General features: G+C 57.8%; 25 protein-coding genes and 1 other RNA gene. 19 read left to right on the forward strand and 7 right to left on the reverse strand.

The annotated features are described in order from the left end of the window. Nucleotides 1-96: 96 nt before the first annotated feature. Nucleotides 97-455: a transfer-messenger RNA gene (gene ssrA, locus O3C79_RS04375) on the reverse strand. Between the two features lie 54 nt (nt 456-509). After that, nucleotides 510-989, reverse strand: coding sequence for an SsrA-binding protein SmpB (smpB, locus tag O3C79_RS04380; protein WP_010323433.1), 480 nt, complete (start codon nt 987-989; stop codon nt 510-512). Between the two features lie 151 nt (nt 990-1140). Between smpB and O3C79_RS04385 the strand changes: the two genes are divergently transcribed. Genes O3C79_RS04385 through O3C79_RS04395 form a run of 3 tightly spaced genes read left to right on the forward strand, consistent with a single transcriptional unit; the run spans nt 1141 to nt 3297 of the window. Then, the gene (locus O3C79_RS04385) at nt 1141-2508 is read left to right on the forward strand and encodes a sodium-dependent transporter (protein WP_010323432.1); all 1368 of its coding nucleotides are present in this window, start codon (nt 1141-1143) and stop codon (nt 2506-2508) included. 22 nt (nt 2509-2530) lie between these two features. Beyond that, the gene (locus O3C79_RS04390) at nt 2531-2962 is read left to right on the forward strand and encodes a type II toxin-antitoxin system RatA family toxin (RefSeq protein WP_010323431.1); all 432 of its coding nucleotides are present in this window, start codon (nt 2531-2533) and stop codon (nt 2960-2962) included. Between the two features lie 8 nt (nt 2963-2970). Further along, a complete protein-coding gene (locus tag O3C79_RS04395) occupies nt 2971-3297 on the forward strand; it encodes an RnfH family protein (RefSeq protein ID WP_494384960.1) in 327 nt (108 codons plus the stop codon). A gap of 29 nt (nt 3298-3326) precedes the next feature. Here O3C79_RS04395 and O3C79_RS04400 read toward each other — a convergent pair whose 3' ends face one another. Beyond that, complete coding sequence (locus O3C79_RS04400) at nt 3327-3665, reverse strand: outer membrane protein assembly factor BamE (protein WP_010323429.1); 339 nt, start codon at nt 3663-3665, stop codon at nt 3327-3329. A gap of 88 nt (nt 3666-3753) precedes the next feature. Between O3C79_RS04400 and fur the strand changes: the two genes are divergently transcribed. After that, nucleotides 3754-4188 (forward strand): ferric iron uptake transcriptional regulator, encoded by a 435-nt coding sequence (fur, locus tag O3C79_RS04405; RefSeq protein WP_010323428.1) that lies wholly within the window; start codon nt 3754-3756, stop codon nt 4186-4188. Between the two features lie 26 nt (nt 4189-4214). Here fur and recN read toward each other — a convergent pair whose 3' ends face one another. Then, nucleotides 4215-5882, reverse strand: coding sequence for a DNA repair protein RecN (gene recN / locus O3C79_RS04410; RefSeq protein ID WP_494384961.1), 1668 nt, complete (start codon nt 5880-5882; stop codon nt 4215-4217). A gap of 194 nt (nt 5883-6076) precedes the next feature. On the opposite strand from recN, the gene grpE reads away from it, so the two are divergent. The 12 genes from grpE to O3C79_RS04470 all read left to right on the forward strand — a co-directional run bounded on the left by grpE (nt 6077) and on the right by O3C79_RS04470 (nt 18708). Next, nucleotides 6077-6664: a nucleotide exchange factor GrpE gene (gene grpE / locus O3C79_RS04415; protein ID WP_010323426.1), complete on the forward strand. Its 588-nt coding sequence runs from the start codon at nt 6077-6079 to the stop codon at nt 6662-6664. Between the two features lie 103 nt (nt 6665-6767). Further along, nucleotides 6768-8696, forward strand: a complete 1929-nt coding sequence (gene dnaK / locus O3C79_RS04420; protein ID WP_494384962.1) for a molecular chaperone DnaK — start codon at nt 6768-6770, stop codon at nt 8694-8696. A 102-nt stretch (nt 8697-8798) separates the two neighbouring features. Further along, nucleotides 8799-9938, forward strand: coding sequence for a molecular chaperone DnaJ (dnaJ, locus tag O3C79_RS04425; protein WP_010323424.1), 1140 nt, complete (start codon nt 8799-8801; stop codon nt 9936-9938). A gap of 49 nt (nt 9939-9987) precedes the next feature. Beyond that, on the forward strand, nt 9988-10797 hold the full coding sequence (gene dapB, locus O3C79_RS04430) for a 4-hydroxy-tetrahydrodipicolinate reductase (RefSeq protein WP_010323423.1): 810 nt from the start codon (nt 9988-9990) through the stop codon (nt 10795-10797). 166 nt (nt 10798-10963) lie between these two features. Continuing rightward, nucleotides 10964-11275 carry a YqfO family protein gene (locus O3C79_RS04435; protein ID WP_010323422.1) on the forward strand — a complete coding sequence of 104 codons (312 nt, stop codon included), beginning with the start codon at nt 10964-10966 and terminating at the stop codon, nt 11273-11275. A 27-nt stretch (nt 11276-11302) separates the two neighbouring features. Further along, nucleotides 11303-12661 (forward strand): V-type ATP synthase subunit B, encoded by a 1359-nt coding sequence (locus tag O3C79_RS04440; protein ID WP_076464257.1) that lies wholly within the window; start codon nt 11303-11305, stop codon nt 12659-12661. 6 nt (nt 12662-12667) lie between these two features. Continuing rightward, the gene (locus O3C79_RS04445) at nt 12668-13273 is read left to right on the forward strand and encodes a V-type ATP synthase subunit D (RefSeq protein ID WP_494384963.1); all 606 of its coding nucleotides are present in this window, start codon (nt 12668-12670) and stop codon (nt 13271-13273) included. Further along, nucleotides 13270-15066, forward strand: coding sequence for a V-type ATP synthase subunit I (locus O3C79_RS04450; RefSeq protein WP_494384964.1), 1797 nt, complete (start codon nt 13270-13272; stop codon nt 15064-15066). Before O3C79_RS04445 ends, O3C79_RS04450 begins: the two co-directional genes overlap by 4 nt. After that, on the forward strand, nt 15054-15500 hold the full coding sequence (locus tag O3C79_RS04455) for an ATP synthase subunit C (protein WP_010323418.1): 447 nt from the start codon (nt 15054-15056) through the stop codon (nt 15498-15500). Before O3C79_RS04450 ends, O3C79_RS04455 begins: the two co-directional genes overlap by 13 nt. Nucleotides 15501-15509: 9 nt before the next feature. After that, a complete protein-coding gene (locus tag O3C79_RS04460; protein WP_076464266.1) occupies nt 15510-16190 on the forward strand; it encodes an ATPase in 681 nt (226 codons plus the stop codon). Beyond that, a complete protein-coding gene (locus tag O3C79_RS04465) occupies nt 16190-16888 on the forward strand; it encodes a hypothetical protein (RefSeq protein ID WP_076464269.1) in 699 nt (232 codons plus the stop codon). Before O3C79_RS04460 ends, O3C79_RS04465 begins: the two co-directional genes overlap by 1 nt. Before the next feature lie 5 nt (nt 16889-16893). Next, entirely contained in the window at nt 16894-18708 is a 1815-nt protein-coding gene (locus O3C79_RS04470; RefSeq protein ID WP_494384965.1) for a V-type ATP synthase subunit A, read from the forward strand. A 5-nt stretch (nt 18709-18713) separates the two neighbouring features. Here O3C79_RS04470 and O3C79_RS04475 read toward each other — a convergent pair whose 3' ends face one another. Continuing rightward, nucleotides 18714-19277: an NUDIX hydrolase gene (locus O3C79_RS04475; RefSeq protein WP_494384966.1), complete on the reverse strand. Its 564-nt coding sequence runs from the start codon at nt 19275-19277 to the stop codon at nt 18714-18716. Between the two features lie 119 nt (nt 19278-19396). On the opposite strand from O3C79_RS04475, the gene O3C79_RS04480 reads away from it, so the two are divergent. Together O3C79_RS04480 and O3C79_RS04485 are read left to right on the forward strand one after the other, a co-directional pair. Then, nucleotides 19397-19993 carry an NUDIX hydrolase gene (locus tag O3C79_RS04480; protein ID WP_494384967.1) on the forward strand — a complete coding sequence of 199 codons (597 nt, stop codon included), beginning with the start codon at nt 19397-19399 and terminating at the stop codon, nt 19991-19993. Then, a complete protein-coding gene (locus tag O3C79_RS04485) occupies nt 19990-20181 on the forward strand; it encodes a DUF1289 domain-containing protein (RefSeq protein WP_010323412.1) in 192 nt (63 codons plus the stop codon). The genes O3C79_RS04480 and O3C79_RS04485 overlap by 4 nt, the downstream gene beginning before the upstream one ends. Before the next feature lie 15 nt (nt 20182-20196). Here O3C79_RS04485 and O3C79_RS04490 read toward each other — a convergent pair whose 3' ends face one another. Further along, the gene (locus tag O3C79_RS04490; RefSeq protein ID WP_494384968.1) at nt 20197-21471 is read right to left on the reverse strand and encodes an HlyC/CorC family transporter; all 1275 of its coding nucleotides are present in this window, start codon (nt 21469-21471) and stop codon (nt 20197-20199) included. Nucleotides 21472-21528: 57 nt separating this feature from the next. Beyond that, complete coding sequence (locus tag O3C79_RS04495) at nt 21529-22329, reverse strand: cytochrome C assembly family protein (RefSeq protein WP_494384969.1); 801 nt, start codon at nt 22327-22329, stop codon at nt 21529-21531. A 152-nt stretch (nt 22330-22481) separates the two neighbouring features. Between O3C79_RS04495 and ffh the strand changes: the two genes are divergently transcribed. Beyond that, on the forward strand, nt 22482-23864 hold the full coding sequence (gene ffh, locus O3C79_RS04500; RefSeq protein ID WP_494384970.1) for a signal recognition particle protein: 1383 nt from the start codon (nt 22482-22484) through the stop codon (nt 23862-23864). The last annotated feature ends 40 nt before the right edge of the window (nt 23865-23904 follow it).

A 23904-nucleotide genomic window follows, 5' to 3' on the forward strand; every position in this document is an offset into this window, starting at 1 on the left:
TACAGCTGTTCAGCAGCTTTTTAGACAGTTTGGAAGGTTTGATGGTCGTTAAAAACGAAAAAAGCCTGTAAAAACAGGCTTTTAACGTTAGAAATTTGGTGGAGGTGGCGGGTTTCGAACCCGCGTCCGCCAATCCTCTGCCTCAAGATCTACATGCTTAGGCATCTCTATTTAATTAACCCGTCACGACCCGAGAGCCAGGGTGTTATGGGCGAGCTCTTTTAGTTTTAACCGTTCAGCTTAGAGCAAAGCATCCAGGCGATTCTGTCTCGAATGACACCGCAAAATCAATAAGTTACAGACACCTTAAAGTGCGGCGCTAGCTGGCTTATGCAGCTAGAGCGTAGTTATCGTCGTTTGCAACTATAACTGTGTGATGAGGGATTTACGAGAATCATCACGTTCTCGGCATGCACCTAAGGGTTCGTAATCGGCGTCGAAGCCAAGTCACCCCCAGATTTGAACGCGCTATTGTAACGACTTAATAGACAGTACGAAAGGGGGGAGGTTCATCTAACCGCAACAGAAAGTTCACGTTGCTTCTGACGATTCCAGTCTTTTTCTTTCTCGTCTGCGCGCTTGTCGTGCAGTTTCTTGCCTTTCACCAGCGCGATTTCACACTTCACCATACCCTTCTTCCAGTACAGTGCCAATGCAACGCAGGTGTAACCCTTGGCTTCCACTGCCGTAATGAGTTTGTCGAGTTCGCGACGGTTGAGCAGCAGCTTGCGGTCACGACGCGGGTCTGTCACGTAGTGCGTGGACGCAGAGATCAGCGGTGTGATGTGTGCACCCACCAGCCAGGCTTCACCGTTTTTGAAAATGACGTAGGAGTCCACCAACTGGCCGCGGCCTTCACGCAGGCTTTTCACTTCCCATCCCTGCAGGGACAGGCCAGCCTCGACGCGGGTGTCGATGGTGTATTCGTGCTTAGCACGTTTGTTCAGGCAGATGGTGTTTCCGCCCGGAGCCTTCTTTTTCTTTGCCATGCGCGGATTATATAGAGGGGCGCGAGGCAAGAAAAGCGGCCCGTGTAGCGAAATAGCATGGATCTGTTGCGCTAAATCGGCGAATAAGGTTGTCACCCCTGTCGTAAATATGAACAATTGCTGGTTTCCGAAAATCTGACTTGAGAGCACTATGGAAACTAAGCAGTCTATTCACGGCTCCTGGGCGAACCGATGGATCTTCATCCTCGCCGCGACAGGGTCGGCTGTCGGACTGGGTAACATCTGGAAGTTCCCGTACATCACCGGTGAAAATGGCGGGGGCGCCTTCGTTCTGGTTTATCTGTTCTGCATCCTGCTGGTCGGTATTCCGATCATGATGGCGGAGATTCTGGTGGGCCGCCGTGCCCGACAGAGTCCGATCAATGCGGTACGCGAAACGGCGGCAGAAGCGGGCCGCAGCAAGCATTGGGGCCTGATCGGCTGGCTGGGTGTTCTTGCCGGCTACATTATCTTTTCCTTCTATTCCGTCGTAGCTGGCTGGGTGCTGCACTACATCGCGGGCATGGGAACAGGGCAGCTGGTTGATATCGGCAGTGAACAGGCCGGGCAGCGTTTTACCGATCTGCTGGCCAGCCCTGATCAGATGCTGATGTGGCATACCGTGTTCGTATTGATGGTGGTCGCGGTGGTTGCTGGCGGCGTTAACAAGGGCCTGGAGCGTGCCACCAAGGTGATGATGCCGGCACTGTTCCTGCTGTTGATCGTGCTGCTGGGCTATTCCGTTAACTCTGGCGGTTTTGCCGAGGGCTGGTCTTTCCTGTTCAGCTTCTCGCCGGAAGCGCTGACCTGGGATGCGGTACTGGTTGCGCTGGGTCACTCCTTCTTTACCCTGTCGCTGGGCATGGGCGCTATCATGGCCTACGGTTCCTACATGGGTAAGAAAGACTCCATCGGTTCCACTGTTATCACCATCGGTGTGCTGGATACGCTGGTCGCGCTGGTAGCAGGCCTGTGTATATTCCCGATCGTCTTTGCCAACCAGATGGACCCGGCTGCGGGCCCTGGCCTGATGTTTATCACCCTGCCGGTGGCCTTTGGTCAGATGCCGGGTGGACAGGTATTCGGCTTCCTGTTCTTTACTCTGGTCGGTGTGGCGGCCTGGACGTCTGCGATCTCCCTGCTTGAACCGGCGACGGCCTGGGTTGTAGAGCGCTTTGGCATGCGTCGTCCGCTGGCTGCTCTGGTGCTGGGTGTCATCATCTGGTTGATGGGTATCGCATCCCTGCTGTCGTTCAACCACTGGGCAGAAATCAAGATCTTCAGCCTGAGTGTGTTCGACTTCCTCGACTTCCTGACGGCCAATATCATGCTGCCATTGAGTGGTTTACTGATTGCGCTGTATGCAGGCTGGGTACTGACCAGTAACATGACCCGTGATGAGCTGGCGCTGGGCTGCAACAAGGTATACGCGGCCTGGTGGTTCGTTATCCGCTACATTGCGCCCGTTGCCGTAATGATCATCTTTGTGGTCAATTTGTATGACAAGCTGGCGGGCTGAGGCTGGCTGAAATAGGTAGGTTATGACGCAGGTAAAACGCAGCGCACTGGTGTTACACACGGCCGAGCAGATGTTCGACCTGGTAAACGATGTGCGCCAGTACCCTCAATTCCTGCCCTGGTGCTCGGCGACCGAAGTGGTCGCCGAGTCCGATCAGGTGCTTGAGGCGACGCTGTATCTGGCCAAGGGTGGTTTAAAGTACAGCTTTACCACGCGTAACCAGTTGGATCGTCCGCGCCAGATGGATATTGCGCTGGTTGAAGGGCCTTTCTCTTCCCTGCACGGCATCTGGGTGTTTACACCGCTCAGTGATGAGGCCTGCAAGGTGGAGCTGACCATGGAGTTCGAGTTCCAGGGCAAACTGACCGGCATGGCCATGTCCAAGGTGTTCAGCTCGGTTGCAACGACGCTGGTTGATGCTTTTGTCACCCGTGCAGATGAAGTCTACGGTTGAGGGAAAAGATGATTCAGGTTGAAGTAGCGTACGCCCTGCCGCATGAACAGAAGATCATTGCGGTGCAGGTGGAAGAAGATTGCACGGCGCGTGATGCCGTGATTCGCTCTGGCATTGCCGAAGTATTTCCTGAAATTGACCCTGACAGCATCCCGATGGGGATTTTTGGCAAGGCGATCAAGGATCCGGGCAAAACCGTGCTGCGGGAAGGCGACCGTGTGGAACTTTACCGCCCGCTCATCGCTGATCCTAAAGAAGTACGTGCCAAGCGTGCAGCCAAAATGAAGGCGCAGAAAGAAGCCGAGCAGAAGGAAAAGTCAGAGAAGGATGCCTGACACTCAGGGCCGGGCATCCGTTGTAGCGGTTACTGCTGGTCCTGACCCTGATTGGGCTGGAAATCACCGGTGAGGCGATGCAGCTTGCCGTCCTGGAAGAACAGCGTGAGACGCTCGCGGTAGCGCTGGTCGTCCCCGTCCTTGATGGTGTAGATGTAGTCCCAGCGATTTTCGCTGAAGCTATCATTCACCAAAGGGGTGCCCATGATGTACCGTACCTGCGCAGGGGTCATGCCAGGGCGAAGCTGGTCCACCATTTCCTGAGTGACGAGGTTACCCTGAGGGATATCAATCTTGTACACGCCGGGGAATTCGGTACAGCCGGTAATAATAACGGCAAGGATGGCGCTGATAAAAACCTTTTGCATCGGACAATGACTTCCGTTTTTCAGCCTAAACAAAGATAATGGAGTCTAACATTGCAAATCCCGAACAGCATAGTGATTGAGGCCTAATATGGCACTGGAAAATCAGGAACTGCGGAAGGCCGGATTGAAGGTCACACTGCCGCGGGTAAAAATTTATCAGATACTGGAGCGCGCCGGAGAGGGCGATCACTTCAGTGCTGAAGATATCTACAAGCTCCTGATGGAGCAGGGTGAGGATGTGGGTCTGGCCACGGTATACCGTGTACTGACTCAGTTTGAAGCAGCAGGTCTGGTGTCACGTCACCACTTTGATGGCGGTCATTCCGTATTTGAATTGGCCCGTGAAGAGCACCATGACCATGTCGTGTGCGTAAAATGCGGCCGTGTCCGCGAGTTCACCGAGCCGCAGGTGTCCGAGATTCTGGACAAGGTGGCTGACGAGCTTGGCTTCAGCATCACCGATCGTACTCTGTACCTCTACGGCGTCTGCAAGGGCGGCTGTGAGGAAGGCGGCAAGAAGTAAGTCGCTGAATTCCGATACTGTCGGCATCAGGCCGACAGCATCTCCCGCGCGTGTGTGAGGGTAGTGCGGGTAATATCAACCCCGCCCAGCATGCGCGCCACTTCTTCCACTCGCTGCTTGTCACTCAAGCGACTGACGCGAGTATGTTTCCCGGTTGTTTTACCATTTTTGCTGACGAACAGGTGCTGATCGCCTTGCGCCGCGACCTGTGGCTGGTGAGTCACGCAGAGGATCTGTACGCGTTTGCCCAGTGCGTGCAGCATGCGGCCAACCACTTCAGCAATACCGCCACCGATGCCGACATCCACTTCGTCGAAGACCAGTGTGGGTGTGCTGCTGCTTTGTGCGGTGATGACCTGGATCGCCAGGCTGATTCGTGACAGCTCGCCACCGGAGGCAACCTTGGCAAGTGCACGGGCCGGCTGACCTTCATTGGTGCTGATCAGGAATTCCACTTCTTCCAGCCCGTTGGCGTTGTAGCGCTCCTCATCCAGCGGCGTCAGGCAGGCCGTAAAGTGTGCAGCAGGCATGCCCAGCGCGTGCAGTTGCTCATCGACGCGTGTGCCCAACGTTTCGGCCGCCTGTTGGCGCGCCAGGCTCAGCTCGGCAGCGCTGCCCAGATACTCGTCGCGAGCGATTACAACCTCGGCTTCCATTTCGACCAGCGCCTCATCACTCTGGGTGAGGCCGGCCAGTTCCTGCTGCAATGATTGATGGAAAGCGGGCAGCTCTTCCGGCAGCAGGCGGTGCTTGCGGGCCACGTCATAGATAGCCGACAGGCGCTCTTCTACTTCCTGCTGGCGTTCGGGATTGATTTCGATGCCGTCGATGAAGTGACGTACCTCGCGGCTGGCTTCTTCCACCTGAATCAGGGCGCTGTTGAGCATCTCGTCGGCCTGGCGCAAGCGCTCATCCTGGGCATCCAGTTGCCCCAGCAATTGCAGGCAATGGTGCAGCATGGACAGGCAGTGCGTGTCATCGCCCTCGCTGCTCAGTTGCAGCAGTTGATGGCCGCTGGAAAGCAGGCCGTCGGCATTCTCCAGGCGCTGCTGTTCCTGCTCCAGAGCTTCCAGCTCACCGGGCTGCAGGGCCAGCTGGTCCAGCTCTTCAACCTGATAGCTAAGCAGCTGTACGCGGGCGTTGCGCTCTTCGGATACTTCGGTGAGGGCGCGGAATTCGGAGTGCAGGCGGCGCCATTTGTGAAAGTGGCGACGAACCTGGTCCGACAGCTCGCCCTGGCCGCCAAAGGCATCCAGCAGCACGCGGTGGTGATCCTTTTTCAGCAGGCGCTGGTGCTCGTGCTGGCCGTGTATATCCACCAGAAACTGGCCGAATTCCCGCATCAGGGTAAGTGGTACAGGCCGGCCGTTGATATAGCTGCGGCTGCGCCCTTCTCGGGTAATGACGCGGCGCATGAGGCATTCGCGCGGATCGCATTCCAGCTCATGTTCCTGCAGCCAGAGCAGGGCAGAGCCCAGTTCGCGGATATCGAAGCAGGCGGTGAGTTCGGCACGGTCGGCGCCCTTGTACAGGCTGTCGCTGTCGGCACGGTTGCCCAGGCACAGCCCAAGCGCATCCAGCATGATGGACTTGCCGGCACCGGTTTCACCGCTGATCACGGTCATTCCGTTATCCAGTTCCACTTCCAGAGCATCGACAATCGCGAAGTTGCGGATCGTAATCTGCGTCAGCATGGCGAATACCTACGGGTTGGTTCTAGTGTTTTTATATACAGTGTTTATTTATACAGTGTTTACTGTATAAGTCATTTTTGCCATTGCTGCAATCCTTGAGCGAAAAAATACAGCTGAGCGCTTGAAGCCGAACAAAGCAGCCCCATATAGATGAGCAACGAGGTGAAACCCGAGATTTCAGTTGGAGAGACCTGATGGCGAAAGAGCAGCAGAACACCCAAGAGCCCCTGGAAGGGGTTCAGGACGCAGTCGACACTGCGGTTGAAGCAGGCGCGGCAGAGCCGCAGGCTGCGGATGATACTCAAGCGGATGTGCTGCAGCAGTTGGAAGAGTCCCGTGCCGAAGTTGATGCGCTGCAAAAGGAGCTGGCTGAGCTTCAGCCGCGCGCGCAGGCCGAGATTCAGAACATCCGCCGTCGTGCCGAGCAGGACGTGGAAAAGGCCCACAAGTTTGGCCTGGAGAAGTTCGCCAACGAGCTCCTGCCTGTTGTCGACAGTCTGGAGCGTGCCATTGAGGCGAGCCAGGGCGAAGGTGAGCAGCTGCAGGCGATCCGTGAAGGGGTCGAAATGACGCTGAACCTGTTTCTGTCCAGCATGGAGAAGTTTAACGTCGAACAGGTGAACCCGGAAGGCCAGCCGTTCAACCCGGAACACCATCAGGCGATGTCCATGGTGCCGGCTGAAGGCGTAGCGCCGAACACGGTAGTAACCGTGGTGCAAAAAGGCTACCTGCTGAATGGCCGCCTGATGCGCCCGGCGATGGTAATGGTCGCAAAAAGCTGATCGGGGCGTTGAATTTCTTCAACGCGTACCCATATAAGTAGCAACCAAATTTTTAAGACTTGAATTCTCGCCCCGAGGGGCGACAGCAATATCGGAGCAGAACATGGGCAAAATTATCGGTATTGACCTGGGTACTACCAACTCTTGTGTAGCTATCCTGGACGGTGACAAGACCAAGGTAATCGAAAACGCCGAGGGTGATCGCACCACCCCGTCCATCATCGCCTACACAGATGATGGCGAAACGCTGGTAGGTCAGCCGGCCAAGCGCCAGGCAGTGACTAACCCGGACAACACCCTGTTCGCGATCAAGCGACTGATCGGCCGTCGTTTTGAAGACAAGGTCGTACAGAAAGACATCAAAATGGTGCCTTACAAGATCACTGCGGCCGACAACGGCGACGCTTGGGTCGATGTTAAGGGCCAGAAAATGGCACCGCCGCAGGTGTCTGCTGAAGTGCTGAAGAAGATGAAGAAAACCGCCGAGGACTACCTGGGCGAGAAAGTGACCGAAGCGGTTATCACCGTACCGGCCTACTTCAACGACTCTCAGCGTCAGGCGACCAAAGACGCAGGCAAGATCGCCGGTCTGGAAGTGAAACGTATCATCAACGAGCCGACAGCAGCTGCGCTGGCGTACGGCATGGACAAGTCCAAGGGTGACAAGACTGTTGCCGTATACGACCTGGGTGGTGGTACCTTCGATATCTCCATCATCGAAATCGCTGATGTAGACGGTGAGCACCAGTTTGAAGTACTGGCCACCAACGGTGACACCTTCCTGGGTGGTGAAGACTTCGACCTGGCGGTAATCAACTACCTGGCCGACGAATTCAAGAAAGAGAGCGGCATCGACCTGCACAACGATCCGCTGGCGCTGCAGCGTCTGAAAGAAGCGGGTGAGAAAGCGAAAGTCGAGCTTTCTTCCGCTCAGGCGACCGACGTCAACCTGCCGTACATCACGGCTGATGCGACCGGTCCGAAGCACCTGAACGTGAAACTGACCCGCTCCAAGCTGGAATCTCTGGTAGAAGAGCTGGTAATCCGCTCCATCGAGCCGTGCCGCATCGCGATCCAGGATTCCGGCGTATCCGCGTCCGAGATCGACGAAGTGATCCTGGTGGGTGGTCAGACCCGTATGCCGCTGGTACAGCAGAAAGTTGCTGATTTCTTCGGCAAGGAACCGCGTAAAGACGTAAACCCGGATGAGGCCGTTGCTATCGGCGCCGCTATCCAGGGTGCGGTTCTGTCCGGTGATGTTAAAGACGTACTGCTGCTGGACGTAACCCCGCTGACGCTGGGTATCGAAACCATGGGTGGCGTTGCGACACCGCTGATCGAGAAGAACACCACGATTCCGACCAAGAAGTCTCAGGTGTTCTCTACCGCTGATGACAACCAGACTGCGGTAACCATTCACGTGGTTCAGGGTGAGCGTAAGCAGGCGTCTTCCAACAAGTCTCTGGGTCGTTTCGACCTGGCTGACATTCCGCCGGCACCGCGCGGCATGCCGCAGATCGAAGTCACCTTTGACATCGATGCCAACGGTATCCTGAACGTGTCTGCGAAAGACAAGGCCACTGGCAAAGAGCAGTCCATCGTAATCAAGGCCTCTTCCGGTCTGAACGATGACGAGATCGACCAGATGGTTCGCGATGCCGAAGCGCACGCAGAAGAAGACAAGAAGTTCGAGGAACTGACCGCTGCCCGTAACCAGGGTGACGCGATGATCCACACTGCTCAGAAAACTCTGAAGGATGCCGGTGACAAGGCAACCGACGAAGAGAAAGAGAAGATCGAAGCAACGAGCAAAGAGCTGGAAGAAGCGCTGAAGGGCACCGACAAGGATGCCATCGAGAGCAAGACCGAAGCTCTGACTGAAGCACTGTCTGCAGTGGCCCAGAAAATGTACGCCGAAGCAGCCCAGGCTGAAGAAGCGGCTGGCGGTGCTAACGCTGACGCCGGTGCCAAGGACGCAGCAGACGACGTTGTCGATGCCGAGTTCGAAGAAGTGAAGGACGACAAGAAGTAAGCTTCGCGGTTGTCGATCCTTGCAGTGTGACAACGCGGGCCCCGGCCCGCGTTGTCATGTCCGGCTCAAGTGAGCCAAACCCTGACGAGTCAGATTCGGATCATGTCAAAGCAGGACTACTACGAACTTTTGGATGTGCCCCGTGATGCATCTGATCGGGACATTAAAAAAGCCTACCGTCGCCTGGCGATGAAGTACCATCCGGATCGTAATCCGGATGACAAAGAGGCTGAAAACAAATTCAAGGAGATCAGCGAGGCCTACGAGGTCCTGTCTGATGCTCAGAAAAAAGCGGCCTATGACCAGTTCGGTCATGCCGGTGTCGATGGCCAGGGCGGCGGCTTTGGCGGTGGTGGATTTGAAGGCAACTTCTCCGACATCTTCGGCGATGTATTCGGTGACATCTTCGGTGGTGGCGGAGGCGGCGGTGGCCGTCGTCGTTCCAGCGTTCAGCGTGGCGCTGATCTGCGCTACAACCTGGAGCTGAGCCTCGAGGAAGCAGTGCGTGGCTGCGAGAAAACACTGGAAATCCCTACTCTGGTCGGCTGTGAAACTTGTGACGGCAGCGGTGCCAAGCCGGGTACCAGTGCCAAGACCTGTAACACCTGTGGCGGTATGGGCCAGGTACGCATGCAGCAGGGTTTCTTCTCCGTACAACAGACCTGCCCGACCTGTCGTGGCGAAGGCAAGGTGATCTCCGATCCCTGTGATGACTGTCATGGCCAGGGTCGTGTCGAGAAGACCAAAACCCTGCAGGTCAAGATTCCGGCCGGTGTTGATACGGGTGATCGTATCCGCCTGGCAGGCGAAGGCGAAGCGGGCTCCCATGGTGGTCCGGCGGGTGATCTATATGTTCAGGTGCATGTGCGCGAACATCCGATCTTCCAGCGCGATGGCAAGCATCTGTACTGTGAAGTGCCGATCAGCTTTGTTGATGCCGCCCTGGGCGGTGAGCTGGATGTGCCCACCCTGGATGGCCGCGTCAAGCTGAAGATTCCGGCGGAAACCCAGTCCGGCAAGTTGTTCCGTCTGCGTGGCAAGGGTATTACCCCGGTACGCGGTGGCAGCGTTGGCGACCTGATGGTGAAAGTGGCGGTGGAAACGCCGGTCAACCTGAACAGTCGTCAGAAAGAGCTGCTGCGTGAGTTTGCCGAAACCACGGAAGAGGGCAACAGCAAGCACAGCCCGAAAAAGCACGGCTTCTTTGACTCCGTGAAGAAGTTCTTTGAAGATATGACCTGATCGCAGGCCCTGCGGGGCCTGCATGTGCAGACGGATACAGGAAAGCAGCATGACCAGAGTAGCGGTGACCGGCGCGGCCGGCCGTATGGGCAAGACCATTATTGAAGCACTGCAGCAGAACGATGCTGTGTCACTGAGCGCAGCCATTGTTGAACCGGACAGCTCCCTGATCGGTGCTGACGCCGGTGAGCTGGCAGGTGTCGGCAAGTTGGGTGTCGCCCTGGCGGGTAGCCTTGAAGCCGTGGTTGACGATTTCGATCTGTTGATCGATTTCACTGCGCCTGAAGTCACCATGCAGAATGTGGCGTTCTGTGCTGCACACGGAAAAAAGGTTGTCATTGGAACTACCGGTCTCAATGACAGTCAGAAAGAAGAGTTGCAGCAGGCTGGCGAGAAAACCGCCATCGTGTTTGCGCCCAACATGAGTGTGGGTGTGAACCTCTGCTTCAAGCTGCTGGAAATTGCGGCCAAGGCATTGGGCGACGACAGCGGCTACGATATTGAAGTAATTGAAGCGCATCACCGCCATAAGGTGGATGCACCTTCAGGTACCGCACTGCGCATGGGTGAAGTGGTTGCCGATGCACTGGGGCGTGATTTGAAGGAATGTGCCGTGTATGGCCGTGAAGGCATTACCGGTGCGCGTCCGGCCAAACAGATCGGTTTTGAAACCATCCGTGCCGGTGATGTAGTGGGTGATCATACAGTGCTGTTTGCCACAGAAGGCGAGCGTATCGAGATTACCCACAAGGCGTCCAGCCGCATGACCTTTGCCAAGGGGGCGGTGCGTGCAGCCGGTTGGCTGCAGGATAAATCGACCGGTTTATTCGACATGCAGGACGTTCTCGGCCTACACTGAATCCCAACCTTGTTGTTGTTCCCTCTGCCCGCCTCTGTGCGGGCTCTTTTATTTGTGCGCTGCGGCAATGTTTTTGTCACTTCCTGCCGGCAAAGTATAAATAGGCTTGCTGCTTCCCTGTCTTCACGGCTATGGTTATTGCGTTGCGGTAACGTATGGAGGCGGAATGTACAAGCTGTGTTTCTTCGTACCTGAACCTGATGCCGAACCCGTCAAATCAGCGTTGTTTGAAGCGGGTGTGGGTAAAATCGGCGATTATGACCAATGCTGCTGGCAAACTCTGGGCACGGGGCAATTCCGCCCGCTGGAGGGTGCCAACCCGCATTTGGGGCAGCATAACCGTCTTGAACACGTGGCTGAACTGAAAGTGGAGATGGTGTGCCGTGATGACCTGATTCGGCTGGCCGTTGCCACCTTGAAACAGGCGCACCCCTACGAGGAAGTCGCTTACGAAGTCTATAAGCTGGCCGATTTCTAGGCGAGCGGGCAGCAAAGGGAGGTCGCTGTGACACAGCTACTGGTGCGTTACTCTCGAATTCTCGAAATCGTCGGCGATATTGTGCGGGTGCACGTACCCTCACCGGCGGAAGGTGATGTCAGTGCCATTGGCTTTGGCGATCTGGCGCTGATCGAAAATATCCTCGACCCGGATCAGCCGCCCTATATGGCGCAGGTGATCCAGCTGGATGACGACAGCGTGTCGCTCCAGGTTTTCTCCGGCACCAAGGGGCTTTCCACCAAAGCGGGCGTACGCTTTCTGGGCCACCCCATGCAGGTGACCTTCTCTCCCAATATTCTGGGCCGTGCCTTCTCCGGTTCCGGTCGCCCCATTGATGGCGGGCCGGCGCTTAGCGAAGAAGCGCGTATCGATATCGATGGTCCCACGGTGAATCCGGTGCGCCGTATTCTGGCATCGCGCATGATTCGCACCAACGTGCCCATGATCGATGTGTTCAACTCTCTGGTCGAAAGCCAGAAGATCCCCATTTTCTCCGTGGCCGGCGAGCCCTATAATCGCCTGCTGGCCCAGATTGGTGCCAATGCCGACGCCGATGTGGTGGTGTTTGGCGGTATCGGTTTGATCTTCGATGACTACCACTTCTTCCGCCGTGCCTTTGAAGAAGCCGGCGTGAGTGCCCGTACCGTGACTTTTGCTCACCTGGGCTCAGACCCGGTGGTGGAAGGCCTGCTGGTGCCGGATATGGCACTGGCAGTGGCAGAACGCTTTGCGGTAGAGGAAGGCAAGCGTGTCCTGGTGCTGCTCACCGATATGACCGCCTATGCGGACGCGCTCAAGGAGGTGGGGATCTCCATGGAGCACGTACCCTCCAACCGTGGCTACATCGGTGATCTTTATTCCCAGCTGGCGCGTCGTTATGAAAAGGCCTGTGACTACAAGGGGGCAGGCTCGGTGACCATCCTGTCCGTGACTACCATGCCGGGTGATGACGTCACCCACCCGGTGCCGGATAACACGGGCTATATCACTGAGGGCCAATTCTACCTGCATAACGGTGTGCTGGACCCCTTCGGTTCCCTGTCGCGGCTTAAACAGCATGTGATCGGCAAGGTAACGCGCGAGGATCATGGCCAGATCATGAACACCATGGTCAGGTTCTATGCCGAGGCACGGGATGCCCAGCAGAAACAGGCCATGTCCTTTGATCTGACCGAATATGACGAGCGCCTGCTGCAGTTCGGCGCACTCTTCCGTGATCGTTTTATGGATATTGGCGTGTCACTGCCGTTGGAGGAGGCGCTGGATCTGTGCTGGCAGACGCTCTCCGAATGCTTCCAGCCGGAAGAGCTGTTGATGAAACAGCAGCTTGTGGATAAATACTTCCCTCAGCGTCAGGCCGGGTGATTCACCATGGCGAAGCTGGCGCTGAACAAAAGCACGCTCAACCATGAGCAGCAGCGGCTGAAATCCTTCCGCCAGTTTGTGCCGGCGCTGGATCTCAAGCGCAAACAGATCCTAGCGGCGCGGCTCAAGGCAAAGCATCGCCTGGCTGAGGTGCAGCAGCAGATCATGGATATCGAAGCACAGGTTCGGGTTCAGCTGCCCATGCTGGCCGGTACCACGCTGGCGCTGGGTGATCTGGTGAAGCTCAAGGGGGTTGAGCAACGCACCGAAAATCTGGTCGGTATCGAGTTGCCGGTGATTGATCACATCGAAATTGACCGTGCCGAATATTCCCGTCTGGCCCTGCCACAGTGGGTGGATGTGCTGGTGGAACACCTGGCAAGCGTGATGGCACTGAAGCTGGAATTGCGTAACCAGGAGGTACGTCTGCAGCGCCTGGAAGGAGGGCTGCAGAAAACCACCCAGCGCCTCAACCTGTTCGATAAGGTGTTGATTCCGCAAACAGAACGCAATATACGACGTATTCGTATTGCCCTCTCGGATGCCGAACGGGCCGGGGTTGTACGCGCCAAGATTGCCAAGAGCAAGCGCGCAAGGATGGCCGTCCAATGAGTATCCAGACACTGCAGAAAGCGACGCTCATCGGCCTGACTGGCGACAAGGAACAGGTGCTCGACCGGCTGCAAGGGCTGGGGCTTATGCATATTATTCCCCTGCGTGATGATCCTGCCTTCGATATTGAAGCCGGTTGTACACAAGGCGTTGCGCCGGATGCGTTGCAGCAGGCCATTCGTTACCTGCTCAGTTGTCCGCAAAAGCGTCGTCAGGTGACGGCCGAGCGCCACTTCCGCTTGCCGGATGTGGTGGCAGAGGTGCTGGATAACCGCAAACAGCACCTGCAGTTAAGTGAACGTCTCGACTTCCTGCGCAAGCGTATTCGTGATCTGGAACCCTGGGGCAACTTTGAGCTGCCCGGTGATGAGGGGTTGTTGGGCTATCGGCTCTGGTTCTATCTGGTCCCCAACTACCGCATGCACGAGCTGAAACACACCGAGTTGCCCTGGTCGCTGGTGCATCGGGATAACCGTCACGCTTACGTGGCCGTGATGGCAAAGGAAGAGCCGCGCACCAATCAAATGCCGGTGGGGCGTACCCATACCGGCTCGGTGCCGCTGAATCAGCTCAAGCGTGAGCTGGAAGATCTCGAGATTGAAATCGAAACGCTCAAGGCTGAGCGTGAAGCCCATACCCGCTGGCTTTATTTGCTGCAGCGCTCCATGGCGGGCAGCGAGGATATGGCCGAGCGTGAGCGGGTGTCTCGCCAGACCCTGGATGATGACCAGATTTTTGCACTGCAGGGCTGGCTGCCCGCTGCGCGAGCGGACGAGTTGCAGACCTTTGCCGACGCCGGAGGGTTGGTGTTGTTGCTGGAAGCGGTAGCGGATGACGAGCTGCCGCCAACTCTGCTGGATAACCCGGCCCAGCTGGCCGGCGGTGAAGAGGTGGTGCGTTTTTATCAGATGCCCGGTTATCGGGCCTGGGATCCTTCCCGCGTGGTGTTTTTCTCCTTTGCTGCCTTCTTTGCCCTGATCCTGTCGGATGCCGGTTATGCCCTGCTGTTGGGGCTGGTCTTGCTGTTTTACTGGAACCGAATGGGGCGCTCCGAAACCGGCTGCCGCCTGCGTGTATTGGGCGCTACTCTGGCGCTGTTCTCGGCGGGCTGGGGCGTGCTGGTGGGCAGCTACTTTGGTGCTCCACCACCGGGACCCCTGGAGGCCCTGAAGCTGGTGGATATGAACGACTTTGACAGCATGATGCGCATTTCGGTGGTGATGGGCGCCAGTCACCTGATTTTGGCGAACCTGATCACTGCCTGGCGTGCCCGGCACCGGCTGACGGCACTGGCGCCCCTGGGCTGGACGCTGGTCATAGTGGCGGGTCTCAGTGCCTGGCTGCGACAGCAACTGGGACTGGAATGGGGGCTGCTGGGGCTGGGCTTGTTGATGATTCTGCTGTTCTCCAGTGAGCGTCCCATGCAGGGAGCATCGTCCATCGCCTGGCGCCTGGTAGATGGCCTGCTGGCCCTCACCGGTGTGTCGAAAATGTTTGGCGATGTGCTGAGTTATCTGCGCCTGTTCGCGCTGGGGCTTGCCAGTGCTTCGCTGGCCGTCACCTTTAACCAGCTGGCCACCGATGTGGCGGCTGCCGTGCCCGGTATTGGCCTGTTCTTCGAGGTACTGATTCTGCTGGCCGGACATCTGCTCAACTTTGTACTGGCGGTGGTCAGTGGTGTGATCCACGGCCTGCGTCTGAACCTGATCGAGTTCTATAACTGGAGCCTTGCTGATGAAGGCTACGCTTTTCAACCGTTCACCAAGCGGGAGGTCGACCCTTGGATAACCTGATACTGGCACTGGGATGGGCGGGGCTTTACGGCCCCATGGCATTGGGCGCGATCGGCAGCATTATCGGCTGTGCGCTGGCGGGGCAGGCAGCCTGTGGCGCCTTGCTGGAAACGGAAACCGGACATGGGCGCTACGTGGGTATCGCCGCTATGCCCTCGTCGCAGACGATCTACGGCATCGTGGTGATGTTCTCGTTGAACCGGGCGGTGACTCTGGATAACGCACCCGGCCTGTTCGCCATCGGGATTCTTGCAGGGCTGGCGCTGATGTTCAGTGCCATTCGCCAGGGGCAATGCTGTGCCAGCGCGATTAACGTGTCCAAAATCAAGCCGGAGATCTTCGGTATGTCGGTGGCGCCGGCGGCCATCGTTGAAGGCTTCGCCGTATTCGCCTTCATCTTTGCTCTGGTGATCAGTGCCGGCATTCCGGGCTAAGGGGGCGCCATGAGTGAGCAACAACAGCAGGCCGCATCCGGCGTTGAAAAGCTGATTCAGCAACTGCGTGAGCAGGGTGTGGAGCAGGGGCAGCAAAAAGCCTCGGAGCTGGTGGAAGAAGCCGAGCGCCGTGCCAACTGGCTGGTCGAACAGGCGCAGCAGGAAGCCGAGCAGCTGCGGCGCAAGGCCCGTGAAGACGCCGAGCGACTGCGCCGTGCCGGCGAGGATGCCCTGAAAATGGCAGCACGGGACATGCAGTTGCAGCTACGAGAACAGCTGGCGCATACCTTTGCCGACCGGGTGCGGATGCAGGTCAGCGAACAGCTGGACAGCGAGACCTTTATCCGCGACGTGATTCAGGAAGTGGTGCAGCAGGCCTGTCAGGATGCGTCCCTGTGCGCCATGCCAAGAGTTGAGGTGCTGTTGCCGGCCGGTGTGGTGGGCCTGGAAGAGCTGCGCCGCAACCCCCATGCCTATCGTGAGGGCAAGCTGAGCCAGTTCGTTCAGGAGCAGCTGAACGTGCAGCTGCGTGACGGGGTGACGCTGGATCTGCATGACGGGCGTGGCATCTGTATTCGCTGTAACGGTGAGGATGCTGAAATCGATCTCAGTGACCGTGCCCTGGCCGAGCTGCTGTTGCGCCACCTGCAGCCCCGTTTCCGTGCCATTCTGGAAGGGGTGATTCGCTAGTGTCGCTGTACTACACCCTTGTCCCGGCTTTGCCGGCCCTGCCGCCATCCATGAGTCAGTTGAAGGAGCTGCCGATTTCGGTACTGCAGCTGGAACAGCGTCTGACCATGCTGAGCGAGGATGACCGGGCAGTACTGGAGCGGGCGCTGCGCCTGTTCCAGCGTGAGCGCAGTGGAGACGAGGGTTTCTCTGACCGGGATGAAGTACTGCACTGGCAACAGGAGCTGGCGGCGATTCCGGACAAGCCCTTGCGGCGTGTATTGGAAGAGAATCTTGAGTGGCGCAGCCTGATTGCGGCGCAGCGCTACCGTCTGGCAGGTCAGGCCGAAGGTGGTAGCTTTCAGGGCTATGGTCGGCGTGTATGGATTATCAAACGTGACTGGCAGCAACCCGACTTTGGCCTGGGGCGTCGCTATCCCTGGTTGATCGAATCCCTGGCCCAGCTCAAGCAGGGGCAGTGCCTGGAGCTGGAACAGCAGATTCTGGAACGGCTATGGCGCAAGTTGCGCCTGTTGGAGCAAAGCCACCCCTTTACCCTGATGGCCATTGCGGCCTATCGGCTGCGCTGGTCGCTGGCCGAATATCGTTTGCGTTGGCAGGGTGACGCCGCGCAGACCCATTTTTCGCAACTGGTCGACCGCGCCCTCTCCGGGCTGGAGCTGGATGAGCCGGTCGACGCTGTGACAGAGGCAGGTTAATGAGCATGAACCAGACCCCCAGTGCACGGGTAATAGGTGTCCATGACGACATCGTCAGTATCCGCATGCTGAAGGATGACGAGGGCGAGTTTTATCCCATTACCAAGAACGAGGTGGTGCTGATCTGTCCGCAGCGCAGTGATGGCGAGCGGTTAGAAAAGCTGCAGGCCGAGGTGCTGCGTGTACGTCATGGCGAAGCCGATGTGCAGGTATTCGAGACTACTCGTGGAGTATCCGTTGGCGATGGCGTTGAGCAAACCGGCCAGATGCTGTCGGTATCGCTGGGGCCGGGCCTGTTGGGACAAGTCTATGATGGCTTGCAGAATCCGCTGGAAGTGATTGCCGGCCAGCATGGTTTTTTCCTGCCGCGCGGCCTGGAAGTAGACGGCATTGACCAGCAGCAGAAGTGGTCATTTCAGCCCAGCGTGAAGGTAGGGGCCAGGGTCAAGGCAGGCGACCTGCTGGGGCGTGTGCCCGAAAGCCGCTTCAGTCACAAGATCATGGTGCCGTTCAATTTGCGCGGGGAAGCCGAGGTCACCTGGGTGCAGGAGGGCAGCTTCACTGTTTCAACGCCCGTGGTGCGCCTGCGTCTGGCCAATGGCAGCGAGCGTGAGGTCAGCATGCAGCAGCGCTGGCCGGTGCGCGTACCGGTCAACCGTGACCTGTTGCGAGAGGGTTATAACCAGCGCCTGTTTCCACAGCAGCCGATGCTGACCAGTATCCGCTTGATCGACACCTTCTTCCCGGTTGCGCTGGGCGGCACAGCCTGTATTCCGGGGCCGTTCGGTGCCGGTAAAACCGTGCTGCAGGGGCTGATTTCGCGCTACTCCAATGTGGATATCGTGGTCATCGTGGCCTGTGGCGAGCGTGCCGGCGAGGTGGTGGAAACCATTACCGAGTTCCCCAATATGCCGGACCCGCGTGGCGGCACCCTGATGGACCGCACGGTGATTATCTGTAACACCTCGTCCATGCCGGTTGCGGCCCGTGAAGCCTCCATCTATACCGGTATCACCATCAGCGAATACTACCGCCAGATGGGCTATAACGTGCTGTTGATTGCCGACTCCACTTCTCGCTGGGCCCAGGCCATGCGTGAAACCTCGGGCCGTTTGGAAGAGATTCCGGGTGAAGAGGCCTTTCCGGCCTATCTGGACTCGGCGGTGCGTGCGCTCTATGAGCGTGCCGGTCTGGTGCAGACCAATGATCGCGAGCAGGGCAGTCTGACGCTGATCGGCACGGTGTCGCCCGCCGGTGGCAACTTTGAGGAGCCGGTGACCCAGTCGACCCTGCGTACGGTGAAAACCTTCCTGGGCCTGAGTGCGGAGCGTGCCTACAAGCGCGCCTATCCGGCCGTGGATCCGTTGATCTCCTGGTCGCGCTATCTGGATCAGTTGGAGAACTGGTACAGCGATGAGCTGTCGCCACAGTGGGTGGCACAGGTGAAGCGCATGCTGAGCCTGATCCGCGAGGGCGAGCAGGTGCAGCAGATGATGCAGGTGACGGGCGAAGAGGGGGTTACGCTGGAGGATTACCTGATCTGGCAAAAGTCCCAGTGTCTGGACCAGGTCTATCTGCAGCAGGATGCCTTTGACGATGTGGATGCATCAACGCCCATCAGTCGCCAGCAGGAGCTTTTTGGTCTGTTGATCGACTGCCTGGATAACCCGCCGGCGATGACCGAAAAAGAAAATGTGCGAGCGCATTTCGTCAAGCTGGCAGGCCTGTTCCGCAACCTTAACTACAGTCGTCACGACAGTCCGGATTACCGGCGTTATCTGGCTGATATCAAGGGGATGGTGTACCACGTGCAGGCCTGATCAGATCAGGTTTGCAGTAACAGCTCGGCGTAGCCCGGCTCAATCTCCAGATGGCGCAGGGGGAAGCTGGGCTCGGCCTTGGCGCGGTCAGCAAAGTAGTACCGCAGGGCGTTGCCGATCGTGGTGAACGCCAGCTCATCCCAGGGTATTTCGTCTTCACGGAACAGGCGTGTTTCCAGGGTTTCTTCACTGATGCCATACTTTTCTTCCGGCAGGTCGGCCAGATAGATCATCTGCACCTGGTTCACGTGCAGAATCGAGGTGACCGTATACAGCTTGCGCAGCACAACCTCGGCCTGAGCTTCTTCGCGGGTCTCGCGCAGGGCAGCTGTCTCGGTGGACTCGCCGTTTTCCATAAAGCCTGCGGGCAGCGTCCAGTAGCCGTAACGCGGCTCGATGGCCCGCTTGCACAACAGCACACGATTACCGTGCACCGGCAGGCAGCCGGCGATGATGCGCGGATTCTGGTAGTGAATGCTGCCACAGTTGTCGCAGACATAGCGCTCCCGGTTATCACCCGCGGGGACTTTTACGCTGACCGGATGGCTGCACTGGCTGCAATACTTCATTTCAAACCCTTGATTGTCGCTTGCCGAAGCGGAATGTGAATTGTGGCATTTTACGTGGGGTCGCGACAGTTCGATTACAGCGGTATTATAAATGCCTCTTTTTCGCATTGGTTGTATGCATGCTGGATCAGTTACGTAAGCGTTTGCACCATCACCGTCCCTGGCGCCTCAGAACCCGTGGCCGCGAAGCCGGCGTCCTGGTGGCCCTGACGGACCGCCCCGACCCGGAAGTGATCTTGACGCTCAGAGCGGCTACCTTGTCGACCCACAGTGGCGAAGTTTCCTTCCCCGGCGGCAAACGTGACCCCGAAGATGCTGACCTGTTGGCCACGGCTCTGCGAGAAGCGCACGAGGAAGTGGATCTGCATAGCCGTGATGTGGAAATTATCGGTTCACTGGGGCAGGTGGTGTCCAAGCATCACCTTCAGGTCATGCCCTGGGTGGGGGTTGTGGCAGAGCAGCAGCCGCTGAAAGCCAACCCCGGCGAAATTGACCGTATTCTGCGTGTGCCGTTGAGCTTCCTGCTGGCGCCGGAAAACCGTCGCATGGATCGGCTCGACTTCGCCGGCCAGACCCGCTATGTTCCGGCCTGGAGTTGGCAGGGGGATGTGGTTTGGGGGCTGACCGCCTACATTCTGGCCGAGCTGCTGAACGTGGGCTTTGATGCCGATATTCCGATGAAACCCCGCCCCGAACACCTGGAGGCCGAGCTTTGACCGATACCACCGATAACCGTCCTGTGCCCAGTCCCTGCATTGGCGTCTGTGCTCTTGGGGAAGGCGATATCTGTATTGCCTGTCACCGCAGTGGCATGGAGATTAGCCACTGGGGGCGCATGAGTAATGAGGAAAAGCGGGCGGTGTGGGCGCTGGTGAGGCGGCGAGAGCAGGGCGAAGCCTGCTAACGCCAGGTATACCGGTTAGAGGTTTTCCCGTGCCTTGGCCGTCTTGCTGGCGCGCACTGTTTTGACCAGGTTGTCACAGATCTGCAGGGTTTCCATACGATAGCCGTTTACCTCAAGGCAGACATTGGCATCGGGAATGGATTCCAGAATCTCTGTAATCAGACCGTTCAATGTCTTGGGGCCATCCGTGGGCAGTTGCCACTTCAACGCCTTGTTGATTTCGCGTACATAGGCGCTGCCGTCGATAAAGTAGCTGCCATCTTCCTGCGGGTGGATGTCCTGGTTGGTGTCATCCTTCTCGTTGGACAGCTCACCAACGATCTCTTCCAGAATATCTTCCAGCGTTACCACGCCTTCGATATCACCGTATTCATCCACAACCACTGCAATGCGGCGGCTGTGCTTCTGGAAGTTCAGCAACTGGGTCTGCAGCGGTGTGCTTTCCGGCACGAAGTAGGCTTCATGCACCACCTGCATGATGGCCGGCTTGGTCACCTTGCCCTGCTGGATCAGCTGCGCCAGGTTGCGCATGTGCAGGATGCCGACAATGTTGTTGATGTCGCCGCGGTACACCGGCAGGCGGGTGTGGCGGGTCTTGGACAGCAACTGGAGGATCTCGTCCATCTCCAGATCCAGGTCGATCCCCTCGACCTCGTTGCGCGGGATCATGATGTCGTTGACGGTGACCTCGTTCAATTCCAGCACGCCCAGAAGCATCGACTGGTTGCGGTGCGGCAGCAGTGAGCCGGCTTCGTGCACGATGGTGCGCAGCTCTTCGGTACTCAGGTGTTCATTGCCCGCATCGTTGACGTTAACGCCAAACAGGCGCAGGAAACCGTTGGTGATGCCGTTGATGATCCATACCAGCGGGTATGCGATTTTCAGCATCGGCTGCAGGATATAGGAGGCCGGAAAGGCAATCTTCTCGGGGTGCAGGGCCGCCATGGTCTTGGGTGAGACTTCGGCAAAAATCAGGATTACCAGCGTCAGACCGGCGGTGGCGATCATGATGCCGGCGTCACCCCAGAGGCGTACCGCGATAACGGTGGCGATGGCGGATGCCAGGATGTTGACGAAGTTATTGCCGATCAGGATCAGGCCGATAAGGCGGTCAGGGCGCTCCAGCAGGCTGTTGGCCTTGCGCGCGGAGCGGTGCCCGCTTTTGACCAGATGGCGCAACCGGTAACGGTTGAGCGACATCATGCCGGTTTCGGAGCTGGAGAAAAAAGCTGAACAGAAAATCAGCACAACTAGAATGATCGTCAGTGTGCCTATCGACGCATCGTCCAAGGGACAAAACCTTATCTTAATTCGGGGCGTTCATTTTCTGGTCAGGCCCCGTGGGTGTCAAGGCGTGTTTAGTAGCAATTCCAGCACCAGTTTGGAGCCGAAAAACGCCAGCATCAGCACAATAAAGCCGCCCAGTGTCCAGCGCACGGCCGTGCGGCCGCGCCAGCCCAGGAAATAGCGCCCGCCCAGTAGAATGGCATAGACCACCCAGGCAATAATGGAGAGTGCCGTTTTGTGCGCCAGGTGCTGGGCAAACAGATTCTCTACAAACACCACGCCGGAGATGAGCGAAGCGGTGAGCAGAATGAAGCCGGCCCAGAGGGTATCGAACAACAGGCGTTCCATCATCTGCAGCGGGGGCAGGGAGGCGACCAGGCCACGGGTATGATGGTGCTTGAGTGCACTTTCCTGACGCGACAAGAGAATGGCCTGCACTGCAGAGATGGTAAACAGGCTGTAGGCCAGCAGGGATAGCAGGATATGGGCGATCAGACCACCGGCATAGGGCTTGGCCTGGGGCTCTTCAATGCCGGCAATGGACAGCAGCGCGGTCACGGCGGCCAGCGGGAAAACACCAATAAACAGGTTGTCGAGTTTCTGTCGCAGGCTGCTGATCAGAACCAGTCCGGCCACAACCCAGGCGATAAGCGAGCCGACCGGGAAGAAGCCCAGGTCGATGCCACCCGGCTGGTGCAGGACCTGATACACTGAGTATCCGTGCAATACAAAAGCACCCGCGCCCAGCATGCGCAGTGTCGCGCCACGGCCGTCATTGGGTCCGGTGGACAGGCGTTGCCATTGCATCCAGGTCGCTAGGGAATAACACAGAGCGGCGACAAGCGTCGTAATGATCAGCATTCCTATCCTCCTTAATGGCGGCTAAGTGTGGCACAAATGCGGGGAGGAGGAAATATGAGGTGCCCCACCGGCGGGGGCTCCTGTATAATATGTCGCCAAAGCGTTTTAAGGCAGGTGTCGGGGCGGCAGCTGCGGCCAGATAGAGGTATTCGATGTTTGATAATCTGACAGAACGGTTAACGCATACGCTGCGCAGTGTGACCGGTCAGGCGAAACTGACCGAAGACAACATCAAGGGCACTCTGCGTGAGGTCCGGATGGCACTGCTGGAAGCCGATGTTGCGCTGCCGGTGGTCAAGGAATTCATCAACAGCGTGAAGGAACGTGCTGTTGGTCAGGAGGTCAGCAAGAGCCTCAGCCCCGGTCAGGTGTTCGTCAAGATCGTTAATGAAGAGCTGGTCAAGGTCATGGGCGAGGCGAATGCCGAGCTGGACCTGGCGACTCAGCCGCCTGCCGTATTGATGATGGCCGGCCTGCAGGGTGCGGGTAAAACCACCTCTGTTGCAAAGCTGTCGCGCTACCTTAAAGAGCGTAAGAAGAAAAAGGTGCTGGTGGTATCGGCGGACGTCTATCGTCCGGCCGCGATTCGCCAGCTGGAAACCCTTGCCGGTGAAGTAGGGGTCGAGTTCTTCCCCTCCAGTGCTGATCAGGACCCGGTGGATATTGCCGAAGCGGCGATCCAGCATGCCCGTATCAAGGCGTTTGATGTTTTGATTCTCGATACCGCCGGCCGTTTGCACGTCGACGGCGACATGATGGATGAGATCAAGCGTCTGCACGCCTCCGTCAAGCCGGTAGAAACCCTGTTCGTGGTCGACTCCATGACCGGTCAGGACGCGGCCAATACGGCCAAGGCGTTCAACGAAGTCCTGCCGTTGACCGGTGTCATCCTGACCAAGACCGATGGTGATGCCCGTGGTGGTGCCGCGCTGTCCGTGCGCCACATTACCGGCAAGCCAATCAAGTTCCTGGGTGTGGGTGAAAAGACCGATGCCCTGGAGCCCTTCCATCCGGACCGTGTTGCCTCCCGTATTCTGGGCATGGGCGATGTGCTCTCCCTGATCGAGGAAGCCGAGCACAAGATCGACAAGGACAAGGCCGAGAAGTTTGCCAAGAAGGTTACCAAGGGCAAGGGCTTTGACCTGGAAGACTTCCGTGAGCAGATCCAGCAGATGCAGAACATGGGCGGCATGATGTCCATGCTGGAGAAACTGCCGGGCATGGGTCAGATGGCGCAGGCTGCACAGACGGCTCAGGCGGAGAAGGGTATTCAGCAGATGTGTGTCATCATCAACTCGATGACACCGCATGAACGCCGCCACCCGGATGTGATCAGTGGCTCGCGCAAACGCCGTATTGCCATGGGCTCGGGTACCCAGATCCAGGACGTCAACCGTCTGCTGAAACAGCACAAGCAGATGGCAAAAATGATGAAGAAGTTCGGTTCCAAATCCGGCATGGCCAAGCTCGCGCGTGGCATGAAAGGCATGATGCCGCCGGGCATGGGCGGAGGCGGCGGTTTCCCGCGCATGTAATGCCCTCAAGGGTGTTTAAAAACTGAGCTTTTTGCTTTCC

This window comes from Marinobacterium sp. NO-S09 (assembly GCF_059179545.1).

Coding starts and splice junctions, on each gene's coding strand:
- dnaJ (WP_010323424.1), top strand. CDS start 8,799: ATGTCAAAGCAGGACTACTACGAACTTTTGGATGTGCCCCGTGATGCA.
- O3C79_RS04470 (WP_494384965.1), top strand. CDS start 16,894: ATGAACCAGACCCCCAGTGCACGGGTAATAGGTGTCCATGACGACATC.
- O3C79_RS04450 (WP_494384964.1), top strand. CDS start 13,270: ATGAGTATCCAGACACTGCAGAAAGCGACGCTCATCGGCCTGACTGGC.
- O3C79_RS04400 (WP_010323429.1), bottom strand. CDS start 3,665: ATGCAAAAGGTTTTTATCAGCGCCATCCTTGCCGTTATTATTACCGGC.
- ffh (WP_494384970.1), top strand. CDS start 22,482: ATGTTTGATAATCTGACAGAACGGTTAACGCATACGCTGCGCAGTGTG.
- O3C79_RS04495 (WP_494384969.1), bottom strand. CDS start 22,329: ATGCTGATCATTACGACGCTTGTCGCCGCTCTGTGTTATTCCCTAGCG.
- O3C79_RS04475 (WP_494384966.1), bottom strand. CDS start 19,277: ATGAAGTATTGCAGCCAGTGCAGCCATCCGGTCAGCGTAAAAGTCCCC.
- fur (WP_010323428.1), top strand. CDS start 3,754: ATGGCACTGGAAAATCAGGAACTGCGGAAGGCCGGATTGAAGGTCACA.
- O3C79_RS04390 (WP_010323431.1), top strand. CDS start 2,531: ATGACGCAGGTAAAACGCAGCGCACTGGTGTTACACACGGCCGAGCAG.
- smpB (WP_010323433.1), bottom strand. CDS start 989: ATGGCAAAGAAAAAGAAGGCTCCGGGCGGAAACACCATCTGCCTGAAC.
- O3C79_RS04385 (WP_010323432.1), top strand. CDS start 1,141: ATGGAAACTAAGCAGTCTATTCACGGCTCCTGGGCGAACCGATGGATC.
- O3C79_RS04435 (WP_010323422.1), top strand. CDS start 10,964: ATGTACAAGCTGTGTTTCTTCGTACCTGAACCTGATGCCGAACCCGTC.
- O3C79_RS04460 (WP_076464266.1), top strand. CDS start 15,510: ATGAGTGAGCAACAACAGCAGGCCGCATCCGGCGTTGAAAAGCTGATT.
- grpE (WP_010323426.1), top strand. CDS start 6,077: ATGGCGAAAGAGCAGCAGAACACCCAAGAGCCCCTGGAAGGGGTTCAG.
- dapB (WP_010323423.1), top strand. CDS start 9,988: ATGACCAGAGTAGCGGTGACCGGCGCGGCCGGCCGTATGGGCAAGACC.
- O3C79_RS04480 (WP_494384967.1), top strand. CDS start 19,397: ATGCTGGATCAGTTACGTAAGCGTTTGCACCATCACCGTCCCTGGCGC.
- O3C79_RS04395 (WP_494384960.1), top strand. CDS start 2,971: ATGATTCAGGTTGAAGTAGCGTACGCCCTGCCGCATGAACAGAAGATC.
- dnaK (WP_494384962.1), top strand. CDS start 6,768: ATGGGCAAAATTATCGGTATTGACCTGGGTACTACCAACTCTTGTGTA.
- recN (WP_494384961.1), bottom strand. CDS start 5,882: ATGCTGACGCAGATTACGATCCGCAACTTCGCGATTGTCGATGCTCTG.
- O3C79_RS04445 (WP_494384963.1), top strand. CDS start 12,668: ATGGCGAAGCTGGCGCTGAACAAAAGCACGCTCAACCATGAGCAGCAG.